23 protein-coding genes are annotated in these 24,686 nt (G+C 64.6%); 15 read left to right on the top strand and 8 right to left on the bottom strand.

Going from position 1 to position 24,686, the window contains the following annotated elements:
• Positions 1-6: 6 nt before the first annotated feature.
• The 5 genes from AC5RU3_RS10835 to AC5RU3_RS10815 form a co-directional block, all read right to left on the bottom strand.
• Positions 7-1,149: a ThuA domain-containing protein gene (locus AC5RU3_RS10835; protein WP_493965512.1), complete on the bottom strand. Its 1,143-nt coding sequence runs from the start codon at positions 1,147-1,149 to the stop codon at positions 7-9.
• Between the two features lie 307 nt (positions 1,150-1,456).
• Positions 1,457-2,374, bottom strand: coding sequence for a family 43 glycosylhydrolase (locus tag AC5RU3_RS10830; RefSeq protein ID WP_493965511.1), 918 nt, complete (start codon positions 2,372-2,374; stop codon positions 1,457-1,459).
• Entirely contained in the window at positions 2,371-3,459 is a 1,089-nt protein-coding gene (locus AC5RU3_RS10825) for a Gfo/Idh/MocA family protein (RefSeq protein WP_493965510.1), read from the bottom strand. The genes AC5RU3_RS10830 and AC5RU3_RS10825 overlap by 4 nt, the downstream gene beginning before the upstream one ends.
• A 101-nt stretch (positions 3,460-3,560) precedes the next feature.
• Complete coding sequence (locus AC5RU3_RS10820) at positions 3,561-3,902, bottom strand: L-rhamnose mutarotase (RefSeq protein WP_493965509.1); 342 nt, start codon at positions 3,900-3,902, stop codon at positions 3,561-3,563.
• A 96-nt stretch (positions 3,903-3,998) separates the two neighbouring features.
• Positions 3,999-4,997 (bottom strand): LacI family DNA-binding transcriptional regulator, encoded by a 999-nt coding sequence (locus AC5RU3_RS10815; RefSeq protein ID WP_309070225.1) that lies wholly within the window; start codon positions 4,995-4,997, stop codon positions 3,999-4,001.
• Between the two features lie 250 nt (positions 4,998-5,247).
• On the opposite strand from AC5RU3_RS10815, the gene rhaI reads away from it, so the two are divergent.
• From rhaI to AC5RU3_RS10745, 14 genes are all read left to right on the top strand, one after another.
• Positions 5,248-6,414, top strand: a complete 1,167-nt coding sequence (rhaI, locus tag AC5RU3_RS10810) for an L-rhamnose isomerase (protein WP_309070226.1) — start codon at positions 5,248-5,250, stop codon at positions 6,412-6,414.
• 14 nt (positions 6,415-6,428) lie between these two features.
• Positions 6,429-8,471 carry a bifunctional aldolase/short-chain dehydrogenase gene (locus tag AC5RU3_RS10805; RefSeq protein WP_493965508.1) on the top strand — a complete coding sequence of 681 codons (2,043 nt, stop codon included), beginning with the start codon at positions 6,429-6,431 and terminating at the stop codon, positions 8,469-8,471.
• Between the two features lie 9 nt (positions 8,472-8,480).
• Positions 8,481-9,923 carry a rhamnulokinase gene (locus AC5RU3_RS10800; RefSeq protein WP_493965507.1) on the top strand — a complete coding sequence of 481 codons (1,443 nt, stop codon included), beginning with the start codon at positions 8,481-8,483 and terminating at the stop codon, positions 9,921-9,923.
• A 14-nt stretch (positions 9,924-9,937) separates the two neighbouring features.
• Complete coding sequence (locus AC5RU3_RS10795; protein WP_309070229.1) at positions 9,938-11,047, top strand: Gfo/Idh/MocA family protein; 1,110 nt, start codon at positions 9,938-9,940, stop codon at positions 11,045-11,047.
• Entirely contained in the window at positions 11,040-11,945 is a 906-nt protein-coding gene (locus tag AC5RU3_RS10790) for a DUF6807 domain-containing protein (protein WP_493965506.1), read from the top strand. Before AC5RU3_RS10795 ends, AC5RU3_RS10790 begins: the two co-directional genes overlap by 8 nt.
• A gap of 35 nt (positions 11,946-11,980) precedes the next feature.
• The gene (locus tag AC5RU3_RS10785; RefSeq protein ID WP_309123820.1) at positions 11,981-12,670 is read left to right on the top strand and encodes a cupin domain-containing protein; all 690 of its coding nucleotides are present in this window, start codon (positions 11,981-11,983) and stop codon (positions 12,668-12,670) included.
• A 166-nt stretch (positions 12,671-12,836) separates the two neighbouring features.
• A complete protein-coding gene (locus AC5RU3_RS10780; protein WP_493965505.1) occupies positions 12,837-13,754 on the top strand; it encodes a DMT family transporter in 918 nt (305 codons plus the stop codon).
• A gap of 61 nt (positions 13,755-13,815) precedes the next feature.
• Positions 13,816-14,229 carry a YkvA family protein gene (locus AC5RU3_RS10775; RefSeq protein ID WP_493965504.1) on the top strand — a complete coding sequence of 138 codons (414 nt, stop codon included), beginning with the start codon at positions 13,816-13,818 and terminating at the stop codon, positions 14,227-14,229.
• Positions 14,230-14,442: 213 nt separating this feature from the next.
• Positions 14,443-15,942, top strand: coding sequence for an SDR family NAD(P)-dependent oxidoreductase (locus AC5RU3_RS10770; protein ID WP_493965503.1), 1,500 nt, complete (start codon positions 14,443-14,445; stop codon positions 15,940-15,942).
• 44 nt (positions 15,943-15,986) lie between these two features.
• Positions 15,987-17,489 carry a class I SAM-dependent methyltransferase gene (locus tag AC5RU3_RS10765; protein WP_493965502.1) on the top strand — a complete coding sequence of 501 codons (1,503 nt, stop codon included), beginning with the start codon at positions 15,987-15,989 and terminating at the stop codon, positions 17,487-17,489.
• Positions 17,486-17,698 carry a DUF6752 domain-containing protein gene (locus AC5RU3_RS10760; protein WP_309070236.1) on the top strand — a complete coding sequence of 71 codons (213 nt, stop codon included), beginning with the start codon at positions 17,486-17,488 and terminating at the stop codon, positions 17,696-17,698. The genes AC5RU3_RS10765 and AC5RU3_RS10760 overlap by 4 nt, the downstream gene beginning before the upstream one ends.
• The gene (locus AC5RU3_RS10755) at positions 17,679-19,016 is read left to right on the top strand and encodes a family 1 glycosylhydrolase (protein WP_493965501.1); all 1,338 of its coding nucleotides are present in this window, start codon (positions 17,679-17,681) and stop codon (positions 19,014-19,016) included. The genes AC5RU3_RS10760 and AC5RU3_RS10755 overlap by 20 nt, the downstream gene beginning before the upstream one ends.
• Complete coding sequence (locus tag AC5RU3_RS10750) at positions 19,006-20,142, top strand: glycosyltransferase (protein ID WP_493965500.1); 1,137 nt, start codon at positions 19,006-19,008, stop codon at positions 20,140-20,142. Before AC5RU3_RS10755 ends, AC5RU3_RS10750 begins: the two co-directional genes overlap by 11 nt.
• A 5-nt stretch (positions 20,143-20,147) precedes the next feature.
• On the top strand, positions 20,148-21,053 hold the full coding sequence (locus AC5RU3_RS10745; protein WP_493965499.1) for a phosphodiesterase: 906 nt from the start codon (positions 20,148-20,150) through the stop codon (positions 21,051-21,053).
• 14 nt (positions 21,054-21,067) lie between these two features.
• Here AC5RU3_RS10745 and AC5RU3_RS10740 read toward each other — a convergent pair whose 3' ends face one another.
• The gene (locus AC5RU3_RS10740) at positions 21,068-21,898 is read right to left on the bottom strand and encodes a DUF1206 domain-containing protein (protein ID WP_493965498.1); all 831 of its coding nucleotides are present in this window, start codon (positions 21,896-21,898) and stop codon (positions 21,068-21,070) included.
• Between the two features lie 169 nt (positions 21,899-22,067).
• Here AC5RU3_RS10740 and AC5RU3_RS10735 point away from each other — a divergent pair, with 169 nt between their 5' ends.
• Positions 22,068-22,820, top strand: a complete 753-nt coding sequence (locus AC5RU3_RS10735) for a VldE C-terminal domain-containing protein (RefSeq protein WP_493965497.1) — start codon at positions 22,068-22,070, stop codon at positions 22,818-22,820.
• Here the strand turns inward: AC5RU3_RS10735 and AC5RU3_RS10730 are convergent, their stop codons facing one another.
• Together AC5RU3_RS10730 and AC5RU3_RS10725 are read right to left on the bottom strand one after the other, a co-directional pair.
• On the bottom strand, positions 22,821-23,465 hold the full coding sequence (locus AC5RU3_RS10730) for a dihydrofolate reductase family protein (RefSeq protein WP_493965496.1): 645 nt from the start codon (positions 23,463-23,465) through the stop codon (positions 22,821-22,823).
• Between the two features lie 74 nt (positions 23,466-23,539).
• Positions 23,540-24,619, bottom strand: coding sequence for a PLP-dependent cysteine synthase family protein (locus AC5RU3_RS10725; protein WP_493965495.1), 1,080 nt, complete (start codon positions 24,617-24,619; stop codon positions 23,540-23,542).
• Between the last annotated feature and the right edge of the window lie 67 nt (positions 24,620-24,686).

The following is a 24,686-nucleotide window of genomic DNA, read 5'->3' as shown; positions in this document are numbered from 1 at the left end:
ATACGTTTACTCCAGCTCGCTCTGCCAGGTTTGCAGGTCGCGAACCTTTCCGATCAGCAGGCCCTGCGCTCCGGAACCAGCGTCAACGTGCGCCCGTACCTGTGCGACAGCTGCATTGAGCTTGTCTGCAGAGTCAGCATGCAGGCCCGCATCCGCCAGCTCCTGGGCCTTCTCCAGTTGCTTCGACAGCTGTTCGGCGGCCTTCGGCGAAATCGTTCCGTCAGCCAGCAGGTTTTCGGTCAATGATTCCACCTCGTACCAAGTGGTGCAGTCACCGCCGCCGTGGACAGCACCGGCCGACCATGCGATCCCACCCAGAAGGTGCTCAAGGAACACCGGATCCACGTACGACGCTTCTGTGTGCCCTCCGGCCGTGTACCACGAGCGCGCTGACTCAAAGTTGTGGCACCAGGACAGCGGGTGATCGGAACCCATGGCATTACGGCCGGGGTTGTAGGTTGTCTCATCGAGATTTGTGAGCACACGTACGGCATCGCGCGGGCTCTGGTTGAAGTTGTACCACTCGTCAAATCGGGTCCAGGATCCTGACAGATGCTTCGTGGAAGGGTGGGTGCCGTCTTCAACCGTCTGAACGGCGGTTTGCTGCGCGGGATGGCTGACGAACCGGGCACCGCCGCCTGTTAGTTCGCTGTACCAGGGAACGGTGTGCATCGAATCTGTCGCGGCATGGACACCGGCAAATCCGCCGCCGGCTCGGATATACCCCTGGAATGCTGTCAATTCACTGGCGTCGAGCAGCGTGGGTTTTGCCGGATCGAGGTTATTGGTGCCGTCGACCGTGGATACGAAAACGATCGTTTCGTACTTGGCCAGATCCGACGCACTGGTGAAAGGGGTGGTTGGCAGCGTGCGGTCCGGTTGCCCCAGATTCCTCGACGAGGTCGGCGGATCCCAGACATCGACGCTGAAACCGTTCGCTTCACCGAGGGCGATGATCGCCGTTGTGGCCTCGTCGATGCTGCTATGGCGGAAGCCTGTCGTCTTTCCCACCACAAGAACGTCATAGTCCTCGACCACAGCGGCTGTGGTGGAGACTGGCTCGGCCTGGGCGGGGGCCGTCGCCAACGCGGGAACGACGAGCGCCGCTCCTAAAACGCCGAGGGCTGCCTGACTGATGTATCGCTTCATTGCGCTCCTTCTGTTACGGCTGAATTCCCGAGCCGCGGACGGCTGAGCCGGAGGTTCGGGGGAAGTACGCTGCCGGTCCCCTTCAGCGCCGCTACTCTCATCGGCGGAATATGTTGGATCGAACAACATATTCCAAGTAAAGCGCCAATTGCGTCAGGAATCTACAGTTCGGCCTGAGGAAAATGCCCTGCTGATGAGAAGGGACCGGCAGCCCTACGCCGGGGACAGCCTGATTGGAGAGCTGACCGTGTCATTACGCCGCCGTATCGACAGAAGAAAAGACGGGTTGCGCAGAGCCCTGCTTCCGTCAGCGCAGGGCATCCACGGGCGCGTCGCGGTCGCAGATCAACGTCCCGCCCGCAACCCATAGGCGGGCGCGGTGCACCTCCGAGCGCCGCAGTGCGCCGGACTGGAGCTCGACGTCGTTACTTCCGTCCCACTCCGGATGCGTGAAGTAGAACGCGACGGCTTCCTCGCCACGGACGACGACGTCGGCATGCCTGCCCACCTGCCGATCCTCGGGGTGCTTTCCCGGCGCGTCGAGGATGAGACCCTGAGCGGTCCAATGCACACCGTCATGTGACCGGTAGACGCGCTGGCCCCGCCACTCGTCGACAATCATCCACATCCAGCCGGCGAGCGGGAAAACGTTCGGCCCTTCGTGCGGCAACCCGTCGATGACCCGCCCTTCCACGGTCCACGACTGTCCGTCCGGACTTACTGCAGCCCAGGTGGTGGAGCCGTCCGCTTCGTCCTTGTACCAGAGGCGGAGCAGTCCGTCAGGGGTGCGGGCGACCGCGGCATCGATGACGTAGTTGGAACTCAACTCAAGGAACCCGCGGTGTTCCCAGTTCTCCAGGTCGTCGCTGACCAGGTGGGCGATACGGCGCTCGTGGCCCGCCCAGGTCGAAGCCACCCCACGGATCCACGAGAGGTACATGGAGTACTGCGCGCCCTCCCACACGACTTCGGGCGCCCAGTGGGTGTTCAACCCGGGCTCATCCGCCGGGTCGAGCCCGTCGACCACACCGCGATAATGCCAGTGAGCGCCGTCGTCGGACACCGCCATGCCGATCCGGCTGCCGTGCACCCACTCGACGCCGTGACCGGGGTCCGAGGGGCGCCGCTGGGTGTAGAACATCCGCCACTGCCCGGTCTGTTCATCCCGGATGACCGTTGGATCGGTGGGTCCGCCGAGCGGGTCGGACAGCAGCGGCGCGCTCACTGCCCGGGACGCAGGTCGCGGACCGGTACGCGCATGCTTCTGCGGAAGTCCGGCTCGGCCAACTCGGTTCTGGTCACGGGCCGTCCGCGCCCGGCTGAGGCATACAACGCCGCGACGATCTCGATGGCGCGCGCAGGATCCGCAGCGACCGGCGGCACCTTGCCACCGGCGAAGAGCGATGAGTACACCTCGGAAAGAAGCGCATCGTGTCCACTCGGCACCTCGACCTCCGGCAAGGCCCAGGAGGCGACGCGCTCTGATGTCACATGGCGGGCCGGCGTCAGCTTCCAGCTCGCATGATGGTGGCCGTAGAGGTGCTCGAGCTCAATGGTGGCGTGCTCGGCGTCAATCCGGATCAAACTCGATTCGCGGGGCGCGAGCACGGTGGTCATCACGGATGCCACGGTGCCGCGCTCAAACACGACGACGCCGCAGGAGGTGTCCTCAGTCTCCACATCGCGGTCCAACCGGAACAGCTGCCCCGAGGCGGAGCTCCATTCGCCGAGCAGGTAGGAGAGCAGATCGATCTGGTGGATCCCGTGGCTGAGGGTGGTGCCGCCGCCCTCAGACTCCCAGGTTCCGCGCCACGGCACGTCGAAATACTCTGCTCCGCGGTACCAGTGCGTATGGCAGACTGCGGTCAGCGGCCGGCCGAGTTCCCCGGACTGCAGCAGGTTCCGGATGTGCGTTGCCGCCGTACCGGTGCGCTGCTGGAAGACGACGGCGAGTTGCCGGTCAGCTGCGGCGGCGGCCGCCTGCATGGCGTCAACTTCGGCCAGCGACAGCGCAGGCGGCTTCTCGGCGATGACGTGGGCACCGGCGTCGAACGCCGCTGCAGTCTGCTGCGCGTGGCCGGCAGGAGGAGTGCAGATATGCACGACGTCGACAGCCTCCTCCGCGAGCAACTCCTCCAGGGTGCCGTACCCGGCTGGGATACCGTGCCGTGCGTTGAAATCGCGGACGCGCTCGTCGCTGGGGTCAGCGGATGCGATGACGTTGACGCCGGCGATGTCTGCAAGTGCCTCGGCGTGCAGGTGTGCAACAGCGCCGGTGCCAAGGATGGCGGCACGGAGGGTGGGGGTCATTCGGGATCCTTAGGTGCAGGGCGCAAAATTGTCGGTGTGCCGCAGGATCGTCGACGGATCGCGACGGACCTGAGAACAAGTGACGATCCTGGGGAGGCGGGTCACTTAGCGTGCGGCTCGAGCTGGTCCTCGAGGTTGAAGACCTCTTCGAGCTGAAGGAATCCCTCATCAGGACGGCCCTCGAGAGCCACAAAGAACTCCCCCATCTCAGCTTGCCAGCGGGCGTTGACGCCGGTCTCCGCCATGGCTTTCTGCGCGGCGGCGAAGTCATCCGACTCGACGTAGCCGATCAGGAGACCGTCCGGGCGCAGGAAAAGTGAGTAGTTGTTCCACCCGGTGTCCTTCAGAGCACGCAGCATCTCCGGCCAGACCGCCGCGTGGCGCTCCTTGTATTCCTCGATGCGGTCGGGCTTCACCTGCAGTTGGAAGCAGACGCGTTCCATGATCCTCCTCGTTGAGCGTTGTTCGGATGGCCTAGTGAATCGTTTCACGGCAGATGCTATCACCGGAGAAAGCCGAGCAGTAGCGCGTTGGAGACGCTAGAGCGTGCTCCCGCGGCTGACCAGCTCCGGCTGGAAAATGACTTGACGGCTTTCCGATGTGGGCCGGTCGATGGCCTCAAGCAGGAGTTCGATGGCGGTCCTGCCCATCAGCTCGGTGGGACGCCGAACGGTGGAAAGCGGGACGACCGCGGACTGCGCGAAGTCGATGTCGTCGTAACCAATCAGCGCCAGATCCTCCGGGATGCGGAGCCCTCGGATGAGCAGCACCGCCTGCATGACGCCAATCGCCACCAGATCATTCGCACAGAAGATGCCGTCGGGCAGCGCTTCAAGGCCTCGCTCCGCAAGAAGCTCACCGGCAGCCCGCCCGGCGAGCACCGTCATCGCGGCCGCTTCAACGACCTCGAGCTCCGCATCCGGATACTCAGCGACTGCTTGCTGCGCTCCGGCAAGGCGATCCGCTACCTGCTGGATGTCCGTCGATGCGCCTACGAAAGCGATCCTCCGCCGCCCGCGCGTGAGCATATGCTTCACGGCCATGTACCCACCCGCGACGTCGTCGACTGACACGGAGCTCACGCGACGCTGCGGGTCGACGCGGTCCACCAGGACCACCGGAACTCCGTGCGCACGGAGCTGCTTGAGCCGCTCGTCCACGTTTCCCACCGGTGAAATCAACACACCCTTGACGCGTTGCTGCTCGAACACGTCGAGATAACGGCTCTCCCGCTCTCCGTCGTGTCCGCTGTCCCCCAGCAGCACCGTACTGTCCGACTCTGCCGCGCGGTCCTCGGCGGCGCGCGCGAGGGAAGAGAAGAACGGGTTGCTCACGTCGAGCACGATGAGGCCGATCGTGCGGCTCATTCCGGCTCTCAGTTGCCGGGCGGCGTCGTTCCTCACGAAGCCCAGTTCAGAGATGACGCTGAGAACCCGCTCCCGGGTTTTTTCCGCGACGCGGTCCGGGTTGTTCAATACATTGGACACTGTTCCAACAGCGACCTGCGCCTGGTCTGCGACATCTTTGATACTGACCATTGCGGCTACGCCTCATTTCGTGGGATTGGTAGCTGTGAGCAAGTGATGTTCAAAAATGTGCAGTCTCCAAAAGATTGCTTGACACCACTTTGAGCCAAGGATACCTTTGAATCGTGCCAATGAATCGATTCAAATTCGATTTCATTTGCTGACTCTCCACCTCAGCCTCAGCGGTCCTGTGAAGAGTCGGCGCAAAACAACGACGACGCGCGCCGGCCAAGTAGCCAGCAGCAGTAGATGTGGAGAAGTAATGGTTGACCTGAGCGGCATCACGCCAACCCTGGAGAACCTCGCTATCGAGGTGCCGTCCTGGGCTTACGGCAATTCCGGAACCCGTTTCAAGGTGTTCCAGACACCGGGCACCCCGCGCACTGTGCAGGAAAAGATCACAGACGCCGCCAAGGTTAACGAACTTACCGGTCTGGCTCCCTCTGTTGCCCTGCACATCCCATGGGACAAGGTCGAGAACTACTCGGAGCTGTCGGACTTCGCGCAGGGCCTCGGCATCAAGCTGGGCACGATCAACAGCAACACCTTCCAGGACGACATCTACAAGTTCGGTTCCCTGACCCATAGTGACCCGTCCGTGCGCAACAAGGCCCTGGACCATATGTACGAGTGCATTGACGTCATGAACGTCACCGGCTCCCAGGACCTGAAGATCTGGCTGGCCGACGGCACCAACTACCCGGGGCAGGGTGACATGCGCTCACGCCAGGACTGGCTGCATGACTCCCTGCAGAAGGTCTACGCCCGCCTGGGCGATGACCAGCGCATGGTCCTCGAGTACAAGTTCTTCGAGCCGGCTTTCTACCACACCGACGTTCCGGACTGGGGCACCTCCTACGCCCACACGCTGGCCCTGGGCGAGAAGGCGTTTGTCTGCCTGGACACCGGCCACCATGCACCCGGCACCAACATCGAGTTCATCGTGGCGCAGCTGATCCGTCTCGGGAAGCTCGGATCCTTCGACTTCAATTCACGCTTCTACGCCGACGACGACCTCATTGTGGGATCGGCAGATCCGTTCCAGCTGTTCCGCATCATGTACGAAGTTGTCCGCGGCGGCGCGCTCGATCCCGCCAGCAACGTCGCGTTGATGCTGGACCAGTGCCACAACCTCGAAGAGAAGATCCCCGGGCAGATCCGCTCGGTGCTCAATGTCCAGGAGATGGCCGCGCGTGCGCTCCTCGTCGACCGCGCGGCGCTGACCAAGGCGCAGGAGGCCGGCGACGTACTCGGCGCCCATGCCCTCTTCATGGATGCCTTCTACACCGACGTCCGTCCGGCGCTCGCGCAGTGGCGTGAATCCCGCGGCCTCCCCGCGGACCCGATGGCTGCCTACGCAGCCAGCGGCTACCAGGAAAAGATCAATGCAGACCGCCAGGGCGGGCAGCAGGCAGGATGGGGCGCGTAACGATGGAGAACGCAGTGAGCACAGTAAACAGCACAGTCCAGGCTCTCATCGAGCGCTCCAACCGGCTGGGAGCGGACAAGCGCAACACCAACTACGCGGGCGGCAACACGTCCGCGAAGGGCCCCGCCACCGACCCGGTAACCGGTGAGAACGTCGAGCTGCTGTGGGTAAAGGGCTCCGGTGGTGACCTCGGCACGCTCAAGGAGCAGGGTCTGGCCGTGCTGCGCCTGGACCGCCTCCGCGCCCTGACCAACGTCTACCCGGGCCTTGACCGCGAGGACGAGATGGTCGCCGCGTTCGATTACACCCTGCACGGCAAGGGCGGCGCCGCCCCTTCGATCGATACCGCCATGCACGGCCTCGTCGACGCCGCGCACGTTGACCACCTCCACCCGGACTCCGGTATCGCCATCGCCACCGCCGTGGACGGCGAAGCGCTCACCGAGAAGATTTTCGGTGACAAGGTGGTGTGGGTTCCCTGGCGCCGTCCCGGATTCCAGCTCGGCCTGGACATCGCCGCGATCAAGGCCGAGAACCCGCTGGCAGTGGGCACCGTCCTCGGTGGGCACGGCATCACCGCCTGGGGCGAGACCTCCGAAGAGGCCGAGAACAACTCCCTGTGGATCATCGAAACCGCCGAACGCTACATCGCCGACAACGGCCGCCCGAACCCGTTCGGTGAACCCCTCGAGGGCTACGCGGCGCTCCCACCGGAGGAGCGCCGCGCGAAGGCCGCCGCCCTCGCGCCCGTAATCCGCGGCCTGGCCTCCACCGACCGGGCACAGGTCGGGCACTTCACCGACGACGACGCTGTCCTGGACTTCCTGAGCGCCTCCGAACATCCACGGCTGGCAGCCCTGGGCACCTCCTGCCCGGACCACTTCCTGCGCACCAAGGTCAAGCCGCTGGTCCTGGACCTGCCGGCAGATGCTTCCATCGAGGCTTCCGTTGCCCGCCTGAAGGAACTGCACCAGGAGTACCGCGAGGACTACCGCGGCTATTACGAGCGCCACGCCGAGTCTGATTCCCCGGCCATGCGCGGAGCCGACCCCGCGATCGTCCTGATCCCCGGCGTCGGAATGTTCTCCTACGGGGCGAACAAGCAGACCGCCCGCGTCGCAGGCGAGTTCTACATCAACGCCATCAACGTCATGCGCGGAGCCGAGGCGATCTCGACCTACGCACCGATCGATGAGTCGGAGAAGTTCCGCATCGAATACTGGGCACTGGAAGAGGCCAAGCTCGCGCGGATGCCCAAGCCCAAGTCCCACGCCACCCGCATCGCGCTGGTCACCGGCGCGGCCTCCGGCATCGGCAAGGCCATCGCCACCCGCCTGGCCGCTGAGGGTGCGTGCGTGGTCATCGCCGACCTGAACCTCGAAAACGCTGAGAAAGTAGCCGAGGAACTCGGCGGCTCCGACGTCGCTATCGGCGTCCAGGCCGACGTGACCAGCCCCGAGCAGGTTCAGCAGGCGATCGACGCAGCCGTCCTGGCCTTCGGCGGGCTCGACCTCGTGGTCAACAACGCCGGCCTGTCCATCTCCAAGCCGCTGCTGGAAACCTCCGAGAAGGACTGGGACCTGCAGCACAACGTGATGGCCAAGGGCTCGTTCCTGGTCTCGAAGGCTGCCGCGAAGGTCCTCATCGACCAGGAAATGGGCGGGGACATCATCTACATCTCCTCGAAGAACTCCGTCTTCGCCGGCCCGAACAACATCGCGTACTCGGCCACCAAGGCAGACCAGGCCCACCAGGTGCGCCTGCTCGCCGCTGAACTCGGTGAGTATGGTGTCCGGGTCAACGGCATCAACCCCGACGGTGTGGTCCGCGGCTCCGGCATCTTCGCCGGCGGCTGGGGCGCCAAGCGCGCCGCGGTCTACGGCGTCGACGAGGAGAAGCTGGGCGAGTACTACGCACAGCGGACCCTCCTCAAGCGCGAGGTGCTCCCCGAGAACGTGGCCAACGCCGCCGTCGTACTCACCTCCGCCGAACTGTCCCACACCACCGGGCTGCACGTCCCCGTCGACGCCGGCGTCGCCGCCGCGTTCCTCCGCTAAGTTCCGTCGATGAGTTCGAAGCCTGCGGTCTACGCAGCCATCGATATCGGCGCCTCATCCGGCCGGGTCATCCTCGGCCGGATGGGCGCCGACGGCCCGTCCCTCGAAGTCGTGCACCGGTTCCCGAACGGCGTGCAGGAGAACGACGGCGCGCTGCGCTGGAATGTCGCTGCACTCTTCGAGGAAGTGCTGCACGGCCTCACACTCGCGGGGGAGCGGGCGAAGGCCGCCGGCGAGCAGGTGGTGAGCATCGGTGTCGACACCTGGGCCGTGGACTACGGCCTGGTGCACGACGACGGCGAACTCACCTCCCAGCCGCACAGCTACCGTGACTCCCGCACGGCGGATGTGACGGAAAAGGTACACGCCACCGTTCCGTTCGAGCAGCTTTACGAAACAACCGGACTGCAGTTCCTGCCGTTCAACACCGTCTACCAACTGGCGGCCGAGCCCTCCCTCGCGAACGTCCAGGCGCTGCTGATTCCGGACCTGCTCGGGCTCTGGCTCACGGGGGAGCGCCGAACCGAGGTGACGAATGCCTCGACCACCGGCCTGCTCGACGCATCGACGGGCAACTTCGCTACCCACCTCTTCGACGCACTCGAGATTCCGCGCCAGATCTTCCCGACACTGATCGAACCCGGACAGGCGCTGGGGTCCCTGCTGCCGTCGATCGCGGAACGCATCGGACTGGATGCCGCAACGCGGATCGTCGCCGTCGGATCCCACGACACCGCGTCCGCCGTGGCCGCGGTGCCCGCCGGTGAAGCGAACTTCGCCTACATTTCCTCCGGCACCTGGTCGCTCGTCGGCGTCGAGCTTCCCGAACCGATCCTCACCGCAGCCAGCCGCGCCGCAAACTTCACCAACGAACGCGGCGTCGACGGAACAATCCGCTACCTGCGCAACTGCGGCGGCCTGTGGCTGCTGCAGGAGTGCCTGCGCGAGTGGGGGCCGTCGGTCACGCTTGAGAACGTCCTGGCGGAGGCGGCTGCTCTGCCGCACGGCGGCCCACAGATCGACGCCGATTCGGATGACTTCATTGCGCCGGACACTATGCCGGACCGCATCCGGGCCGCGGCGGGTTCCACGCTTGAGTCCCCCGCCGCCGTCGTCCGCTGCATTATGGACAGCCTCGCGCAGGTCTACGCGCGCACGCTTGCCCAAGCCGCCGACCTCAGCGGACAACCGATCGACGTCGTCCACATTGTGGGCGGCGGATCGCAGAACCGGCTGCTATGCCAGTTGACCGCCGACGTTACGGGTCTGCCCGTGGTTGCCGGTCCGGTTGAGGCGACGGCGCTTGGCAACGTGTTGGTCCAGGCGCGGGCCGACGGCGCACTCGGTGAGGGCGCCACCCTCGCCGACATCCGAGCGGCTGTGAGGAGCACGGCACAGACTCAGAGCTACGAGCCGTCAAGGCATGTCGAAGCAGCACTGACCAACAGCTAAGGCAAAGGATCACAGTGACAGTTCGCACCACACCCATCCGTACCGCCGTCGTGGGAGCCGGAGGAATCGCACAGGGCCAGCATCTGCCCGGGCTGCGGGGGCTCGGCGACCGGATCGAGATTGCGGCGATCGTGGACATGGACGGCAACCGCGCCGCCGAGGTGGCCCGTGAATGGGGCGCGCCGCACTCATTCACGGTGGTGCCGGACATGCTCGAAACGGTGCAACCCGACCTCGTCGTGGTATGCACTCCCCCCGGCTCCCACACCGACGCGGTGATCCGTTCACTCGACGCCGGCGCCTCGGTCTGGTGTGAGAAACCACCGACCCTGTCGCTCGCCGAGTACGACGCGATCCTCGAACACGAGCGGGAGAACGGCCCGTATGCGTCCTACGTCTTCCAGCACCGGTTCGGCTCGGCTGCGCGAACGCTGCGGTCACAGATCGCAGCCGGTGAGTTGGGCCAACCCCTGATCGGTATCTGCCACACGCTCTGGTACCGGGACGCGGCCTATTACGACGTCGCATGGCGGGGCAAGTGGGAGACCGAGGGCGGTGGTCCTGCCATGGGACACGGGATTCACCAGATGGACCTGTTGCTTTCTCTGCTCGGTGACTGGACCGAAATCAACGCCACCATGGCAACTCTCGGCCGTGACGTCGAAACCGAGGACGTATCCTTTGCCCACGTCACGTTCGAGAACGGCGCGATCGTGTCCGTGGTGAACAGTGTGCTGTCTCCCCGGGAAACCAGCTACCTGCGCTTCGACTTCGCCGATGCCACCGTGGAGGTCGAGCACCTGTACGGCTACGACAATTCGCACTGGAAGTGGACGCCGGCGCCACACGTCAACCCTGACACCGTAAGCTCCTGGGCGCCTACCCAGAACCTCGCCAGCTCGCATGCCGTACAGCTAGAGGAGCTTGTGTCCTCCCTCGAACGTGGGGAACGGCCGGCAGCATCCGGTCACGACGGACGGCGGGTACTTGAGCTCGTGGCAGGCCTGTACCAGTCGGCCATCACAGGACGGCGGGTGCGGCGCAACCAGCTGACCCGCGACAATCCGTTCTACTGGTCCATGAATGGTGAACACTCAACGATCGGGGAAACAGCGAATGCCTGACCTGCAGCTCAGCCGTCCGAACAACAGCGAGCTCGTGATCTCCTGCGGCTCCGTGGACCTGGCGACGTACGTGTTCATTCCACCTGCCACCCGGTCCGAAGCGCCAAAGCCGTATCTGCATCCTCTCCGGACGCTGAGCGGGGCGCCCCTGACCGGCTTCCGCCCCTGGGACCATCGCTGGCACAAGGGCCTGCAGATGACGTGGTCCCATGTTTCCGGACAGAACTTCTGGGGCGGGCCCACCTTCTCTCCGGAGACCGACTACCAATGGAGGGACAACCTGGGCTCGATCGAGCACGACGGGTTCCCTGCTGTGTCCGCAGCGCAGGAGCGCATCGCGCTCGGTGAGGAGCTGACGTGGCGCAACTCCGCCGGCGAGCGGTGGATCTCGGAGCAGCGCGAGACCGTGTTCTCCAGCGTGGACCTGCAGGAACAGTCCTGGCAGCTGGATTTCAGTACCGAACTCACCAACATCTCCGACCGCGTTCTCGACCTTGGCAGTCCCACCACGCACGGACGCCCGAACGCAGGCTATACGGGGTTCTTCTGGCGTGGTCCCCGCAGTTGGACCGGCTGTGCGATCGTCGGTCCTGACGGCGTCGACGGGGAAGCGATGATGGGCACCTCCGCACCCTGGATTGCCTTGGTCGGGGAGAATGATGAGCTCGACGGCGGTGCCACGATTGTGGCATTGGCGGGGACGTCGTCGTCGTCGGTTCCGCTGAAGTGGTTCGTCCGGAGCGAGCCGTTCGCGGCGCTGGCCCCCTCCCCCGCGTTCGACGAGGGGATATCGCTGGCACCGGGAGAGTCGCTGCGGCTGCAGCACCGGTACGTCTTCGTGGACCGCATCTGCGAGCGCGACGACGTCGAGCGGTTGGCCAAACAGGCGGCCCTGTGAGTGCTTCGCCGCCGCTGTTCCCCGGCAGCGTAGGCATGAGTGATCTGCGTGTCTACGAATGGGAGACCGAAGACGGTCATCACGGCGGGACCCCGCACCTGCACACCGTGTCGAACGAGGGCTATGTGGTGGTCGGCGGCTCCGGGGAAGTACACACGCTCTCGTCGGAGGGCTACGCCCGAGATTCCCTGACAGCCGGTTCTGTGCTGTGGTTCAGTCCGGGCACCGTGCACCGGCTCATCAACACCGGCGACCTGCGCATCCTGACGGTCATGCAGAACTCGGGCCTGCCCGAGGCAGGCGATGCGGTGCTCACCTTCCCACTCGAGATCGTGCAGGATGCTGACCGCTATCGCTTGGCGGCCACCTTGCCCGAGGGGGACGAAAGCGAGCGGGCGGACGCAGCACGACGGCGGCGCGATCTCGCGATCGAAGGCTACGGTTCCCTGCTGGCTGCCCTAGAGGACGGCGACCGGGGGCCGCTCGAGGAGTTTTACGCGGCCGCCACGGCGTTGGTGCAGCCCCGTGTGGAGGAATGGGCCAGGCTCTGGTCGGACACCGTCCTCGCCGACGTTGAGACGACTCGCGCTCAACTGGCCTCCCTCGCTGAAGGCGACGCTTCGCACCTGCGGGATGCCGTCGTCGTGCGCGCCGTGCCCCGGCCGGAGCCACGGGCCTTCGGGATGTGCGGGCGGCTTCAGGTGTGGGACGCTCACAGGCCTTAACCCGCGCCCCTGACCAATGCGGCGCCGCAAGAACGCCGATAAGTGGCAGGATCGCGGGGTAGTCTCCACGTTTTTGCGCAAGCCCGGCACTTTTGCGGATCAGGTTGCTCTCGCAGCGGCGCGCTCGTACGGACCGGGCGCCCTTCCACCTCGATAAGCTCTACGGGTGACCCACCATCCGGGTGCCGGCCTCGGCGCGCTCTTCGTCCTCATCGCCGCGGTGCTGTGGGGCACCACCGGGACGGTTGCCAGCTTCGCTCCCGACGTCGGACCCCTCGCCATCGGCGCGGCCGCCATGGGGGTCGGCGGACTCCTGCAGGCAGCCCTCGCCAGCCCCGGTCTGGCTCAGGCACGTCAGGAATTACGACGGCGGTGGCTCACCATCGCCGTCGGCGGCCTCTCTGTCGCTATCTACCCTCTCGCCTTCTACAGCTCGATGCGCCTGGCCGGCGTGGCAGTCGGCACGGTCATCTCCATCGGCTCGGCACCCATCGCGTCTGCGGTCATCGAGCGGGTGATTGACGGGCACAAGCTGACGCGGCGTTGGGTGAGCGGTGCCGGCGTCGGGCTTGCGGGAGTGGTGCTCCTGACCTTCGTGGAGCCCGCGCACGCGGCTGAAGCCGGCAACGCCGCGCTCGGAGTGCTGCTTGGGTTGCTGGCAGGGGCCACCTACGCGCTGTACTCGTGGGCGGCGCACCGCACCATGCAGGGTGGCGTGCCGTCGCGGGTTGCCATGGGCACGATCTTCGGAGTGGGCGGAGTCCTTCTGATGCCGGTGCTCCTCGCCACCGGAGCACCGCTGCTTGAATCCTGGAACAACTTCGCGGTCGGTGCCTACATGGCGTTGGTCCCGATGTTCCTCGGTTATGTGTTCTTCGGGCTCGGCCTCGCCCGGGTCAGGGCGAGCACCGCGACCACTCTGTCCCTGGCGGAACCAGTGGTGGCTGCGATCCTCGCCGTCGTCATCGTGGGTGAGAGGCTGCCCGCGGCCGGATGGATCGGCGTCGCGCTTGTGATCGCGAGCCTTGCCGTGCTTACGGTGCCGGTGCGGCGCAGGATCCCCACGGCTGCCGGAGTGCCCTGACCCGTAGCGACGTCCGTTTGGTCACAGCCGCCGTGGAAATGTGGCCGCCTAGAGTGGGAGCATGTGGTGGGAACCGGTGCTCGCGATCCTGGCGGGGCTCCTCCTGCTGTACGCGGTGGCGCTCGTGTTTCTCTACCTCTACGCGCGCCGTCACCCGGAAACGGTGAGCATGCGCAGCGCGATGAGACTGCTGCCGGACCTGCTCAGGCTTTTCCGCTCACTGGTAACTACCCCCGAGGTGCCGAGGGCCGTCCGAGTGCTCATCGTAGGCTTGCTGGTGTACCTCGTCCTCCCGATCGACCTCGTTCCCGATTTCATCCCGGTCCTCGGCTACGCCGACGACGTGATTGTGGTCGCCGTCGTCCTCCGCGCGGTGATCCGGCGGACCGGCCCTGATCTGGTGGCCAGCCTCTGGAAGGGCGGCGACGACGGCCTCCGGATTGTCCTCCGCCTCGCCGGAGTGCCCAGGGCCTGACTGCGTAAACGACGTAACTTTCCGGCAGATTCAGTGGTTTACGCTCCTTTATCCCCCTGGACCTGAGCAAGTTCTCTGGAGTTCAGGGACCAGCGAAATGGCATGCACCGGCCCCGCATTCCGCTAGTTCGCAATGAATTCGACGCCAATCCCGGGTGAACTCAACCCCAACGGGTAGTGAACACGTCGTGGTGCAACATCATGGTCGTCAGTATGCTTACTAAACTGCTGCTCGACCGGGAACAGGGTGGGACCATGGTGGATAGAAATGAAGCGCTCGGCGGGAACATGCACGCCCGGACGTCGGCTCGCTCCAGAACTGTCGGAGTGATTCTTGCCGGTGGAATCGGAACCCGGATGGGCCTTGATATTCCAAAGCAACTGGTGCCCATCGCGGGGAAAACGAGTCTCGAGCACACCACAGAGATTTTCCAGAACTGCGGGCTCATCGACGAAGTCCTGGTGATGATGGACCCGCACTGGATCGACCGGGCGCGAGAGTTACTGCCGACGGCGCACTACTCCAAAATTACGGCAATCCTCGCCGGCGGCCGGGACCGAAATGAAACATCGTTCCTTGCCTTACAGGAGATCGCCGATCCCCACGCGAAGGTGATCTTCCACGACGCCGTCCGCCCCCTTCTCGACGCCGGAATCATCACGTCCTGCGTCGACGCTTTGGAAACCTATTCCGCCGTGGACACCGCCATTCCCTCTGCCGACACCATTATCGAGGTGGACGAGCACGACTTGATCCGGGCCGTACCCCCTCGCGCATCGCTCAGGCGTGGCCAGACACCGCAGGCTTTCCGATGGGAGGTGCTGATGCGGGCCTACTCACTGGCCCGGCAGGATCCGGATTTCGCCGCAACGGATGACTGCAGCGTGGTCCTCAAGTACCAGCCGGAGGTGCCGATCTTCGTTGTCCCCGGACATGAAGCGAACATCAAGCTCACCCATCCCATCGACATCCACCTTGCCGACAAGCTGTTTCAGCTCAAGCACCAGCACCCCGGGGCGATCCCACTACCCACGTCAACGCTTCGGGGCGCGTCCGTCGTGGTGCTCGGAGGAAGCTCGGGCATCGGTGCTGAGCTTGCCCGGCAGCTGAAGGAGGCGGGGGCCGACGTCGTGTGCCACAGCCGGACCGGCAGCGGAACCTTCGTGGAAGACCGGGCGTCCGTCCGGAGCGCACTCGCTTCCGCAGCGACGAGCTTCGGGAAGATAGATCACATCGTGCTCACCGCCGGCGTCCTGACCGTGGGTGAACTGGTCACCCTGACAGACGAGCAGCTGCAGCATGATGTCGGAGTCAACCTGATGGCGGCGTTCGTTGTGGCGCAGGAGGCACACTCCTACCTCCGGGAGTCGCAGGGCTCGCTCCTGCTCTTCTCCTCCAGCTCCTACACCCGTGGCCGCGCCAAGTACACCGTCTACTCCGCTACCAAGGCTGCACTGGTAAACCTCACCCAGGCATTGGCTGATGAATGGAGTGGCGATCACATCCGCGTCAACTGCATCAGTCCCAGCCGCACGGCCACACCGATGCGGGAGAAGGCTTTCGGGATGGAGGACCAGAACACGCTGGTGCAGGCGGCCACCGTCGCTTCCTCAAGTCTTCAGGTGCTGGCTTCCGACTCCACCGGCCAGATCTTCGATGTCCGCCTACCGCAGACAGACCCCCTGCTCACGGAATTGGAATCGGTCCTTTGAACGGGTCCTTGACGGCGGACACGCTGCGGCTGACCGTCTCTAAGGTGACCGTCCCTGCCGGCGAACCCCTTTCCCTCCTGCTGGGTGGCCGGCGAATCTGGACCTTCAAGGCGCCGAGCGAAGCTGCGGCGGCACCCAGCTGGTCTGTGGAGTGGCCACCTGCACTGGCTGAACGGCTGGCGGGACGCGCAGCCCTCGCCGTCGAGCGAAATGGTATTCGAGTGGTGGAAGAGCAGCTCGTCTCATTTGACGGCACAACCGACGAACTGCACCTGACAGAACCAGGCACGGGCTTCCCCCAGGTGGTCAACAAGTGGGGGCGCGTTGCCCGCTCCTTCGAAGGAAGGGATGCTGCCTTGGTCGAGGAGGTCCTCGACGAGGTCGAGCACCTGATCAGCGTCCTCCGCCGCGAACTGGGGATCGACCTCTTCGTCACCGGCGGCACCTTGCTGGGACCTGTCCGCAACGGCAGAATCATGGCAAACGACGACGACGCCGACCTCGCCTACCTGAGCACGCACGGCAATCCGTCCGACGTTGCCCTGGAAAGCTTCACGATAGAACGAACACTGCTAACCCACGGGTATGAAGTGGTGCGCCATTCGAGCGGACACCTCCAGTTGATGTTTCCGGGCGGAAGCATCACTGACCGCTTCTACATCGACATTTTCAGTTACTTCGTGTGTTCCGGATGGTTCTACGGCACCTTCCACGCACGGGAGCGTGCCGAGCGCGTAACCATTCTCCCCCTGGAGCCGCTTCCGGTTAACGGGCGCCTGCTCCCCGGTCCAGCGGAGCCCGGACAACTCCTCGAAGCAATCTATGGGCCCACCTGGGAGACGCCTGATCCGACCTTCACCTTCGTCACCCCGCCTCCTGCGTTCCGCCGGTTCTACTGGTGGCTGAACCACTTCGATGTCGACCGGGAGAATTGGGAGGATCGCCACAGGGTGGACATCGCCGCGGGCCCAGCCGACACCGAGTCAGACGTTGCCCGGAAGGCTCTCCAGGTTTTCGGGGAGGGCTCCACCGTCCTGGAACTCGGGTGCGGATTAGGCGCTGATGCTCGCTTCCTTACAGCCTCTGGGTTCGGAGTTCTGGCAATTGATTACAGCCGCCCAGCCATCCAGTACGCGCGGGCTCAACAAGACCCGGCTACAGGGTCCTCTCACTTCGAAACGGTCAACCTGAACTCAGCTCGCTCCGCCCTCCACGTGCGGAAGCTGTGCACTGCATTCACGAACCCGGTCCATGTCTACGGGAATCACATTTTCGACGCGCTGAGTCCGCTCGGCTGGGACACCACCCTGATGTTGGTCAAACATCTCCTCAACAACAGCGGCAGCCGCGCACTGTTCGAAATCAGGACCGGCAGCACCGGCGAACCAGTCCGGTGGAGCGGCTGCCAGCCTGTCGACTGGGATCGCTTCCAGGAGCAGCTCCATCGTTACGAGCTGAGCATCGAGGACGAGGAAGAAGCTGCACAGAACGAGGCAGATGCAGGCTCGACACACAGACGCGTCGTCGTACGGAAGGAGAACAGGTGAAGAGGATCCGGGTAGGAAAGCGGACATCGCACCGTGACGTCATGGACCAGCTGGCGGACCTCCAGCTGGAAGTGCAGGCGCTGAAAGCTGAAGTAGCACGCCTCGACGCCGACCTCGACGAGTCACGCAGGCTGAACCTGCGCGCAGCCGAACTGCTCGACGTCGTCTATCAGGAGTTGGGAGACCGCCATGACCGGGCCACGTTATAACCGACCCATCGAAGTGATCGGCGGGTTCGAAAGCACGTTCCTGCCGGCTCATGACCGGGACATCTTCGAAACCACCCAACATGACCTCCGGTGGCGGGAGGACCTGCGGTTACTGAGCAACTCCGGCATTGTGCGGTTGCGATACCCGGTCAGGTGGCATCGCGTCGAGGAGACCGAGGGCAGCTATGACTGGTCGACGACCGATGAGGTTCTCGGCTTCCTGCGGGACGAGGGCTTCCGCCCCATCGTTGACCTCGTCCATCACACGAGCTACCCCCGCTGGCTTTCCGACGGGTTCGCCGATGCACGGTTCGGCGACGCCTACCTTCGCTACGCGGAGGCTTTTGCTCGACGCTACCCGTGGATCGAGGAATACACCCTCTTCAATGAACCCTTCTCCACCCTGTTCCTCAGCGGCCACGAGGCTATTTGGCCTCCGTATCACTCCGGCCTGCAGGGCTTCGTCGATCTGATCGTGAACGTGCTGCCCGCGGTAGCCGAGGCCAGCCGCCTTTACCGCACGCTGCTGCCTCACGCTCGCCACGTTTGGGTAGACACCTGCGAGTTCCACACGGGGTCGGACGCAGCGGGCCAGTCCTACGCTGACATGGCGAACGAGCGCCGCTTCCTGGTGCTCGATGCCTTCCTCGGCAGAGACTACGACGACGGCGGCCAGCTCGCACGCGATCTTGAGCCGGTGGGCGGCGAGCGCCTGAAAGGCCTGGTCCCCGGCTTCGTGGATGTCCTCGGGTTGGACTACTACGCTCACTGCCAGTGGAACTTCTCCATAGCGGGAGGATCAACCCCCACGCCGACGCCTCTTCCCCTGGCGGATCAGATCGCTCAGTACTGGGAACGCTACGGGCTTCCCTGCATGATCACCGAGACGAACGTCCGAGGCCATACCTCTGACCGCGCGACCTGGTTCAAGTACGTCCTTGAACAGTGCGAGATCGCGCAGGAACGGGGGGTTCCCCTTGAAGGCCTGTGTTGGTTCCCCGTCATCGACTCCACCGACTGGGATTCCCTGCTGTTCCGCTGTGACGGCCATATTGACCCCGTGGGGGTCTACTGGCTGGACGAGAACCTCGAGCGGCGGAGCTCCGTCATGGCCACCTCGTACGCGCTGGCCGCCGGCGGTGCACGAGCGCTTGATCTTCCCGCCTACCGGTTCCAGCAACCCGTGGATGCCTGGCTCAAGGGCTATCTTCCGCAGATGTCGCACTGGAATTGGCAGGAGCCACCCTCTACCGATATTGGATCCAGCCTCCCCCGAACAACCACACGTATGGAATTGAGGATCGTCGATGCAAAGTGAACTCATTGTCCTGTCACACCTCCGCTGGGATTGGGTCTGGCAGCGGCCGCAGCAACTCGTGTCGAGGCTCGGCAAAGCGCCGGCGCGCAAGACCTGGTTCGTGGAGGAGCCGCTCACTCCTGCGGGTGGGACCACCGAGAATCGGCTCAACAGCAACGAGGTCGACGGTCTCACACGCGTCTGGCTCGAGATCCCCGAGCAGGGCAGGCACGTCGGCTTCTTCGATGAAGTGATGCCCGACTACGTGGAACAACTTCCGAAGCTGATCGGCGAGCCCGAGGGTGAGCGGGTCGTCTGGATCTATACGCCGCTTGCACTCGAGGCCGCCCTCGCTCTCAAACCCACCACTTTGGTGTACGACATCATGGATGACCTTGCGGCCTTCAAGGATGCCGCTCCTGAGCTCCTGGTGCGCCAGCGGCAGGCCCTGAGGAAAGCCGACGTCGTTTTCGCTGGAGGGAGATCGCTCCACCGGTCCGTCGTCAAACAGGGCAGAGAGGACGCACATCTCGTGCCAAGCGGGGTAGCTGCGGAGCACTACGCCGCGGCCGGCCGCGCGGCCGGCACGGACCGCGGTACACGAACTGCCGGGTACGTCGGAGTCCTCGACGAACGACTTGATCTCGCCCTGGTGGCAGAGCTCGCCGAACGGCTTCCGGACTGGGAGATCCGTATGATCGGTCCCATTTGCAAGATCGACGCCGCGGATCTCCCGCAAGCGCCGAACATCAGCTATCTGGGTCAGCAGGCCTACGAGGATCTTCCCCGCCTGATGGCTGACCTGGATGTGGCGCTGATGCCATTTGCCTTGAACGAATCGACCAGATCGATCAGCCCGACGAAGACGCTTGAGTACCTCGCGGCCGGTCTTCCGGTTGTATCAACCCGGGTACCCGACGTAGTGGCCGATTTCGAGGGCGTGGTGGAGCTCAGGAATGATGCGCGTGGTTTTGCGGCGGCCTGTGTCGACCTTCAGGGACAGGCCGGCAGGAAGGCACGGGCTACCGAGTTGAAGCGGCTTATGAAGCACCACCACTGGGACCGTATTGCGGGGCTCATGGAGAAACTGGTGTTCACGGCTGCGAACGCCAATTCAGAAGCCGATGCCGCCGAGGCGACTGCTTAGCTGCCATGGCTGCCGGCAACAGAGCAGCGGATATTTATCTCTCCTCCGAGTACCCGCCGCCCGGACACCTGCTCCTTCACCTCAGCGACACCCACATCCTGGGCAGGGGCGAGCCACTGTACGGAGCCGTGGACAGCGAGGCCCGGCTCCGGCAATTGCTTGGGAGCATCCGGGCTTCGCATCTCCGGCCGGACGCCCTCATCGTCACGGGGGACCTGGCCGACAGGGGTGAGCCGGCGGCGTACCGGAAGCTGCGCAGCGTCGTCGAACCGGTGGCCCGAGAGACCGGCGCACAGCTCATCTGGCTGATGGGCAATCATGATCGCCGTGAAAATCTCCGCGCCTGTCTTCTGGGGGAAGCACCTGCGGCCGCCCCGTTGTACCGGAGCTACCTGCTGGGTGGACTGCGGATCATCACCCTGGACACCTCGGTGCCCGGGTACCACTATGGGTCGCTCGATTCCGAACAACTCGCTTGGCTAGCGGCAGAACTGGCGACACCCGCACCGGAGGGCACCATTCTTGCGATGCATCATCCTCCCATCCCGATGATCCAGAACCTTGCGGTGCTGACGGAGCTGCGGAACCAGGACCGTTTGCGCCGGGTCATTGAAGGGTCGGACGTACGGCTCATCCTTGCCGGACACCTTCATGTCTCGACCTCGTCGATGTTCGCCGGCATCCCGGTCTCCGTGGCGTCGGCGACCTGCTACACCCAGGATCTGCACGTGCCCGACGGCGGCGCCCGCGGGTGGGATGGCGGCCAGGGCCACAACCTCGTGCATGTCTACCCCGGGACCATCGTCAATTCGGTTGCGCCCCTAGGATCTTTCAGCACGGTTGGAACACACCTGTCAGCGGAAGAAGTCGAAGAGCGGGTTCGCGGCGCCGGAGTTCCCAGCGGAAACTAGCAGTAGCGCCCCCGTCACATCCGCCCGAACTTCGAGCGCACCAGCGCGAAAGCACCGTAACAAATCAGGCCGACGGCGATCGAGATGAGCAGCGGCATGCCGAACGGGTGATCAGTCAACGCCTTCAGGCTGCCGTCCAGCCCGGTGGACCGTTCCGGATCATGGGTGACCACCGCGGCCACGAACAAAACTCCCACGAGGATGAGAGCGAGGCCCTTTGCAACGTGGCCGATCACGCCGAGTATCTCGACGAGAGCACCCCGCCGCGTGTCCTCGAAGTGACGGAGCTCAGGCCGGAACTTGCGCAGGATCCCCTTGAAAACGAAGTACACCCCAATGCCGAACACGGTCCCGCCCACCGCGAGGATCACGAAGACCCCGAAGGGCGAACCCATCATCGCCGCAGTGAAGTCACGCGTGGATTCACTCGAGTCAGCCTTGCCGCCGAACGCGAATCTCGCGAAGGTGAAAGCCATACTGCCGTAGATGATGCTCAGCGACCCTGAGGAGATTGTCTTCGAGATCTGTTCCCCGGTCGGAAGGTGACGGGCCCGCAGGGTAGCCTCACTGAACTGCCAGACAGCCAGCCCGAAACAGCCGACGGCGCACGCCCACATGGTCCACGGGCCGAGGGTCCCCCCAGCCAGGCGTTCCAGCGCCCCCGTAGGCTCCGCCTCGCCGTTTCCCCCGAACGCGATCTGCAAAGCGATGATTCCGATGAGCACATGCACTAAAGCGAGAACAGCGAACCCGAAGCGGGCGACGACGTCGAGCGCCTTATGGTCCGACACCTCTTCCGCGACGTCCGCGGCCTCCCGTGCCCGAGAATTCTCGTCCGTTGACATCACCGCTCCTGTAGTGCCCTGAGTATTTCAGGGTACAGCGGCAGGAACTTTCTTGGTGCGAACCCTAAGTGCAGGGGTGGCACAGGCGCACCGGGGAACTCACCGCACCAGCTGTCGTTTTAACTTTTACCACTCCCCTCCGCTCTTACTGCTGGAAGCACCACTCCTGATGATCAACGACAACCTGAATGGCGGCCGACGACGCCGCGTCGGGTTGTTCCTGATGCTCCTGCTGCTTGCGGTACTCGCGTCTGCCGCAGTGCTCGTGGTGTCCGGTTTGCGCAGCGGGGGCAGCTTGTCACTGGGGCTTCCGGAATGCACCGTCCACACCGCGGAAGGGGAGGTTGGACTCGACCGTGACGAGGCCAAGCGGGCTACGACCGCCGCCGCACTCCTGGCTCGCGGGTTGGAAGCGCCGGACACCTCCGATATCGACGACGCCGTGATACAGCGGCTGGCCGACGGGCCCGCCGAAGACGCCGGACCCAGCCTGGCATGCCGCGGTTCAGCGTCCGGCGGCCTGGAGGAACAGCAGCTGGGTGCCAGCGGTCTCACACCACGCGCCGAGCAGGTGCTCGAGGCGATGACTGGGGTGTTCGGCGAACAGAGTCTCGGCGGGTACGCCCCGGGTGGCGTCAGTCAGGGGCACGGAGCGGCGTCGACGCACTATGACGGACGAGCCATCGACATCTTCTTCCGTCCCGTGTCGGAGGACAATCGGCGCGACGGCTGGATGCTGGCCCACTGGCTCGTCGCTCACGCCGAGGACCTCGACATTCAGTACGTCATCTTCGACGACCGGTTTTGGAGCGCGCACCTCTCCAGAGCGCAGTGGCACGATTACGACGCCCCTGATCCCAGCAACGAAATCCTGCGCCATCTCGATCACGTGCATGTGGACGTGCTGGGCGGAGGCGACTGACTAGCGCCGCCAGAACAGGTGATGCGTCACGCCGCTGGAGCTGGGCACGACGTCGAGGTGGAAACGGTCGAGAAGCTCCTCAGGTGATTCCCAGAGGCGCGATCCCGATTCGAGCTTCATCGGTGACACTGCGACATGCAGCGTGTCCACGAGGTCCGCATCGAGAAACTCCCGAATCGTCGTTGCTCCTCCACCCAATCGGACGTCCTTGACGTTTGCGGCCTCTTTCGCCTTCCCCAGTGCAGCGACAGGATCGACGTTGATGAAGTGGAACGTGGTGTCCGAGAGGGTGAAGGATGGCCGCTCGTAGTGGGTCATCACGAACACCGGAGTGTGGAAGGGCGGCTCGTCACCCCACCATCCCCGCCAGTCCTCGTTCTCCCAGGGGCCGCGGTGGGGACTGAACTTGTTGCGGCCCATGATTTCGGCCCCGATGTTGTTCTTGAAGTCACGCGTGAAGTAGTCGTCGAGGCCGCGCGTTCCGCCGGGGTCGGTCCGGTTCGGCCAGCTCGCCGTAGCGCCTGCCCACGCGAACATTTCTCCGGGGTCCGCGTGGCCGAACGGTCGCTCCAGGCTTTGGTTTTCGCCCGCGCCGAAGCCGTCACTGGAAACGTTGAAGTTCTGGACCCTGAGTAGCTGGCTCATCTTGGACTCCTCATTGCCTTCAGAGGCATCGCGGCTACCCAGAAACTATCGGCAACCGGCGCCATCCACAACGGTCAGTCTGAGCGCCACTCCCCCGTCTCGAAGAATCGGCGCAGCACGGCGAGCGCAGGGGCGGGGTCCAGCCCGCGCTCGGCCAACCAACCATCGTCGTTGTAGGAGCAGGCGTACCGATCGCCGGAGTCGCAGAGGAGCGACACGATGCTCCCACGCCGGCCGGCAGCCTTCAGCTGCGCAACAAGCTGCCACACTCCCCACAGGTTGGTGCCGGTGGAGGGACCGGCGGAGATTCCAGCGAATGCCAGCAGGTGGCGTGATGCGGCAACCGATGCGGCATCGGGCACCTGGATCATCGCGTCGATGACGGAGGGGACGAAGCTCGGCTCGGGCCTCGGTCGGCCGATTCCCTCGATGCGCGAGGGCTTCCCGACGGCTGCGGCCCCACCCGCCCAGGTGGGATAAAACGCCGAGTTCTCGGGATCTACGACAGCGAGCCGCGTGGGGTACCGGTTATACCGGAGGTACCTGCCGATGGTGGCACTGGTCCCACCGGTCCCTGCCCCTACCACCACCCAGTCCGGGACGGGGAACCGCTCGTGCTCCATCTGCCGGAAGATCGATTCGGCGATGTTGTTGTTGCCGCGCCAGTCCGTGGCCCGTTCGGCGTAGGTGAACTGGTCCATGTAGTGTCCGCCCGTTTCGGCGGCGATGTGCTCTGCAGCGTCGTAAACTTCCGAGGCATTCTCGACGAAGTGGCAGGTCCCGCCGTACTGCTCGATCAGGGTGATCTTCTCGGGACTTGTGGAGCGGGTCATCACTGCGATGAACGGCAGCCCCAGCAGCTGTGCAAAATAGGCCTCGGACACGGCGGTGGAACCGCTCGACGCCTCGACGATCGTGGCTCCTTCCCGGATCCAGCCGTTCACCAGCCCGAAGAGGAACAGCGAGCGCGCAAGCCGGTGCTTCAGGCTTCCGGTCCGATGGGTCGACTCGTCCTTCAGGTAGACGTCTATACCCCAGCTCTCGGGCACGGGCAGCGCCAACAGGTGCGTGTCGGCTGACCGGTTGCCTTCAGCTTCAATGCGTCGGATCGCTTCATCGGACCAGGAGCGGTCAGCCCCAGCGGAAATCGTCATACCTGAACACTATCCACGGCAGGTACGACGGCGGTGCCCGGGTGAGCACCGTCGTCGTCCGTCGGCA

Source organism: Arthrobacter sp. MDB1-55, from assembly GCF_059092925.1.
The sequence above is the reverse complement of the archived record's forward strand: the minus strand, read 5'-3'. Positions and strand labels throughout refer to the sequence as shown.